Annotated in this window: 5 protein-coding genes; 3 read left to right on the forward strand and 2 right to left on the reverse strand. The window is 55.9% G+C overall.

Annotation, left to right across the window (positions count from 1 at the left end; translation table 11 throughout):
- Positions 1-362 precede the first annotated feature (362 nt).
- Positions 363-737 carry a single stranded DNA-binding domain-containing protein gene (locus F6X42_RS42005; RefSeq protein ID WP_246530547.1) on the reverse strand — a complete coding sequence of 125 codons (375 nt, stop codon included), beginning with the start codon at positions 735-737 and terminating at the stop codon, positions 363-365.
- 13 nt (positions 738-750) lie between these two features.
- On the reverse strand, positions 751-1,602 hold the full coding sequence (locus F6X42_RS42010) for a DNA-binding protein (RefSeq protein ID WP_246530548.1): 852 nt from the start codon (positions 1,600-1,602) through the stop codon (positions 751-753).
- A gap of 172 nt (positions 1,603-1,774) precedes the next feature.
- Here F6X42_RS42010 and F6X42_RS42015 point away from each other — a divergent pair, with 172 nt between their 5' ends.
- Genes F6X42_RS42015 through F6X42_RS42025 form a run of 3 tightly spaced genes read left to right on the forward strand, consistent with a single transcriptional unit; the run spans position 1,775 to position 3,430 of the window.
- Positions 1,775-2,743: a type I restriction-modification enzyme R subunit C-terminal domain-containing protein gene (locus F6X42_RS42015; RefSeq protein WP_246530549.1), complete on the forward strand. Its 969-nt coding sequence runs from the start codon at positions 1,775-1,777 to the stop codon at positions 2,741-2,743.
- Entirely contained in the window at positions 2,721-2,861 is a 141-nt protein-coding gene (locus tag F6X42_RS42020) for a hypothetical protein (protein ID WP_187639645.1), read from the forward strand. Before F6X42_RS42015 ends, F6X42_RS42020 begins: the two co-directional genes overlap by 23 nt.
- Before the next feature lie 26 nt (positions 2,862-2,887).
- Entirely contained in the window at positions 2,888-3,430 is a 543-nt protein-coding gene (locus tag F6X42_RS42025) for a hypothetical protein (protein ID WP_187639646.1), read from the forward strand.
- The last annotated feature ends 26 nt before the right edge of the window (positions 3,431-3,456 follow it).

Consider the following 3,456-nt stretch of genomic DNA (forward strand, 5'->3'; position numbering starts at 1 on the left):
CCTTTACGGCTGCCAGGCCTCTGAGTTGGCTCTGACAAAATGGTGTCCACCACTTCGAAAATGATGGACATCACTTTGATGCCGATTCTTGCGCCCGTCTACAACGGCCATCGCGAGCCGCTTACCGTTCAGGTGTGATTTGCAGGATGTCTTTGTCGACGGACCGGCAGTATTGTTGGACCTGATGCGGCGCTTTGGGCTCGGTCCAGAGTCGAACTAAGTGCGAGAGGTCAATGCGCATGACAGAGCTGTCGGCATATGGTTAGTGCAGCGCCCGCTGCGAGCGGGCGCGGGAATGACGAGCGGTACGATGGGGAAAAAGCCACCTCGAAGGGTGGCTTTAGTCAGATGTACAACTCCGTCTATGATTCCTGAGCTGTTTCCACTGCCGCGACTGGAGCGGCCGTAGGCTTCGCGATTTTCATGGCCTCGAATGCAATGACAAGTAGCGTCCCGGTGGGCTTGCCTTCACGCGACAGGTAAAAGTCGGTCTTGAGCTTGCCCGTTACCTTCACAAAATCGCCTTTCACGAGGCCCAGGTCGGCGTCTCGCATCACGCGAACCGAGTACCATGTCGGGTCTGAATCGGCTCCGCGCTGGCTCTCGCACATGCGGAATTCGAAATATCCTTTTCCAGTTGCCTTCGTTTCCTTGCGCACAGGCGCCGTCGCCACGTTTCCAAATGCCTGCATAGCTATGTCCTCAATCGATTGTCGATGGTTGTCCCATCGATTCATATAGCGAGTGCTATCAACTGACCTCCGGGAGTGGTGAACGCAACGGCGAAGCCGGACGGGGCCAAGGTCCTTGAGAGTCTGGACGTCGATACGGCAGGTAGTTTTCGCCGGGCCAGCCGGAGAGCGGATGCTTGTTTTTGGCATCCAGGCGGACTTTCGGCAGCCATGAAGGCAGGAGCTGAGTGACGACGTGACCGACGCAGCGGTTCTCGATTCCGATGCGACCATCGGGACGACGTTGTTCAATCTCGGTCCAGACCTCAAAGATACCCTCGTCGATTTCGAGAAATGTTCTGTCGGTCAGTGCGTGCGGCCTCTCCGACGCCTTCTCTTGCGTACGGAGGATGGCCAAGGCCCGCTTAAGAATGCGCTCATTTCTTGCATGCACGACAACTCGGCGCAGAACCTCGCCAGTCGCGATTTTGCTTCCAATGCGTTGAGTCAACGCGGCGAGCGATGCTTCGCGGTCGGCACCTCTTTTGCTGCGGTCAATCTCGTACCACGTAGCGCCGTCGGGCTCGTAGCAAAGTACATCGGGTCGCAGGATGCGCTTTGTGTTGCGAACATCGACTGTTACGAATCCCTGTCTTACTGAGGCTCCTTGTGCACGGTCGCGGTTCAGATGTCTAAGCGCCTCGGATTCCGTGAGCGCTGCCAAGCCTCGCACTTCGCAAGCGAGCGTGATGAAATGCATCCATAGCGAGTGTTCGGGATTCGTCATGTCGGCGACGCGTCGGACCGAACTGGCTGCATCTACTCCGTGGTCATCAAGCCACTGTGCGCCGGCTACTGTCAGGCCGTACACATGCTGAAATCGGTCCGTGCGATATCTAAGTAGCAGCTTCGCTTTTGTCATGGCGCGCATGGCGCGTTGCGCTGCCGTCAATGCGGCCTTGTACGGACGCTCGGGGAAGCAGGCAATTGCGACGTCGATTGTGCGAATAACGCGAAACCTGTTCGCAAGCGACAGCGCGCGAAAGACGACAGGTCAGCTCCGTGGCGAGACTGTCGACATGCTGCGGAATAGGGTGGCGGCCATGAATCTCGACAATTTCGTCGTTCGGCCACAACGGCAGTACGTCGAGAAATTCTCGAAGGGTGACTCCTGGCAGTCGATTGGCTCAGAAGAGATTCACGAACTGATATCTCGTTTGGCAGTCTTGCCGTCCGAGTTGACTGATGACGACGAGGAGGCCAAACGCTTCGACATGCTGGTCCTGAGGGCACAGCTTTCGATACTGCAGGCTACGTCGGCGTTTCCGGGGCTCCGCGAGAAGATTCAGTCCATTGCCAGTGCGCTCGAGGAGCAAATGGCCATCCCTGCTATCAAGGCAGAGATGGTGCTCATACAGAGCGTGGCGAGCGATGACTGGTGGGACGACGTGACGGTTCCAATGTTGGAAACCGTACGGCGCAGGCTGCGGGCGCTCGTGAAGTTGATACCGAAAGGTCAGAAGAAGATTGTCTACACCGATTTCGAGGATGAACTCGGTGAGTCAGCCATTATTGACCTGCCTCAGGTGACGGCCGGATTGAATATGGGTAAGTTTAAGGAAAAGGCACGGCAGTTCCTGAAGGCTCACGAATCGCATCTGTCATTGCAGCGGCTACGCCGGAATCAGCCGTTGACCCAGTCCGATTTGATTGAACTCGAGAAGATGTTGCTCGACGCTGGTGGGACTCAATCGCTTATCAACGAAGCGAAGGAAAAGAGTCAAGGACTCGGGATGTTTATCCGTTCGCTGGTCGGCCTTGACCGTGAGACCGCCATGCAGGCTTTCAGTGCCCTCATCAACGGCACAACTGCTACGCCGAATCAGATTGAATTCGTTAACCTGATTGTGCAGGAGCTTACTCAGAACGGTGTCATGGATGCGGAGAGGTTGTTCGAGTCGCCGTTCACCGACATGAATGCACATGGTCCATTTGGTGTTTTTCCTCAAGCCACGGTGACACAGATTGTGCAGGTGCTGACAGAGATTCGTGAGCGAGCCGTCGCCGCCTAGTTTGACGGACGGCCAGGCGGGCTATCCGCCGGCCGAACTCGACAATTTCTGGCTCACACTTGCCGCATTTGAGCGTCTGGTGCCGCACCTTTCCATTCGCCGCTTCAAGATAAAATAAAACTACCGGTTTCTTCTTCGCTCAACATGAAAAAATACTCGCCCACTCCCATCCGAATCCCGGTAAAGCTAGTAGAAGGAAGGTGGGAGTTCCTTTACGGCGGTGAAGTCCCGTTGCGCGACGGGACCGTCGGCGAGTTACTGATTAGCAAATCAGCAATCAGCGACAAACAGTTCTTCGATTCCTTGCAGCAAAGAACAGAACACAAGATTTTGGAGCCGGGAACGTCGCTTCTTGTGGCGCTAACTATATTGCCCAGCCTCCGCTTGGATGCCGATTTGCTAGATTGCCTTGTCTCGCCGAACAAGGTGGCTTTGTCGTTGGAGTACTTCGACGTCATGCGGTCGCCGCATACCGCCTTCGTCGAAGTAAAAGTGGGCGGACCGACTCTGCTTCAAGAAAGGAAGGCAGTTTATGAGAAGGGGGGCGTCTGGCTGGCTGTTCAGGGAATGCAACCTAAAGGAATTGTGCTTCTTTCGAATCTCGAGTGGGTGGTTGCCGGGTCAAGTGCGGGCGTCAGCCCGGCGAAGCGAACACTTGACGCGCGTGGCGCAAGTAAGCTGGCATAGGGCTGGTTGCGGCAGAATGCTGCAAC

The organism is Paraburkholderia podalyriae (genome assembly GCF_014397785.1).
Taxonomy (GTDB): Bacteria; Pseudomonadota; Gammaproteobacteria; order Burkholderiales; family Burkholderiaceae; genus Paraburkholderia; species Paraburkholderia podalyriae.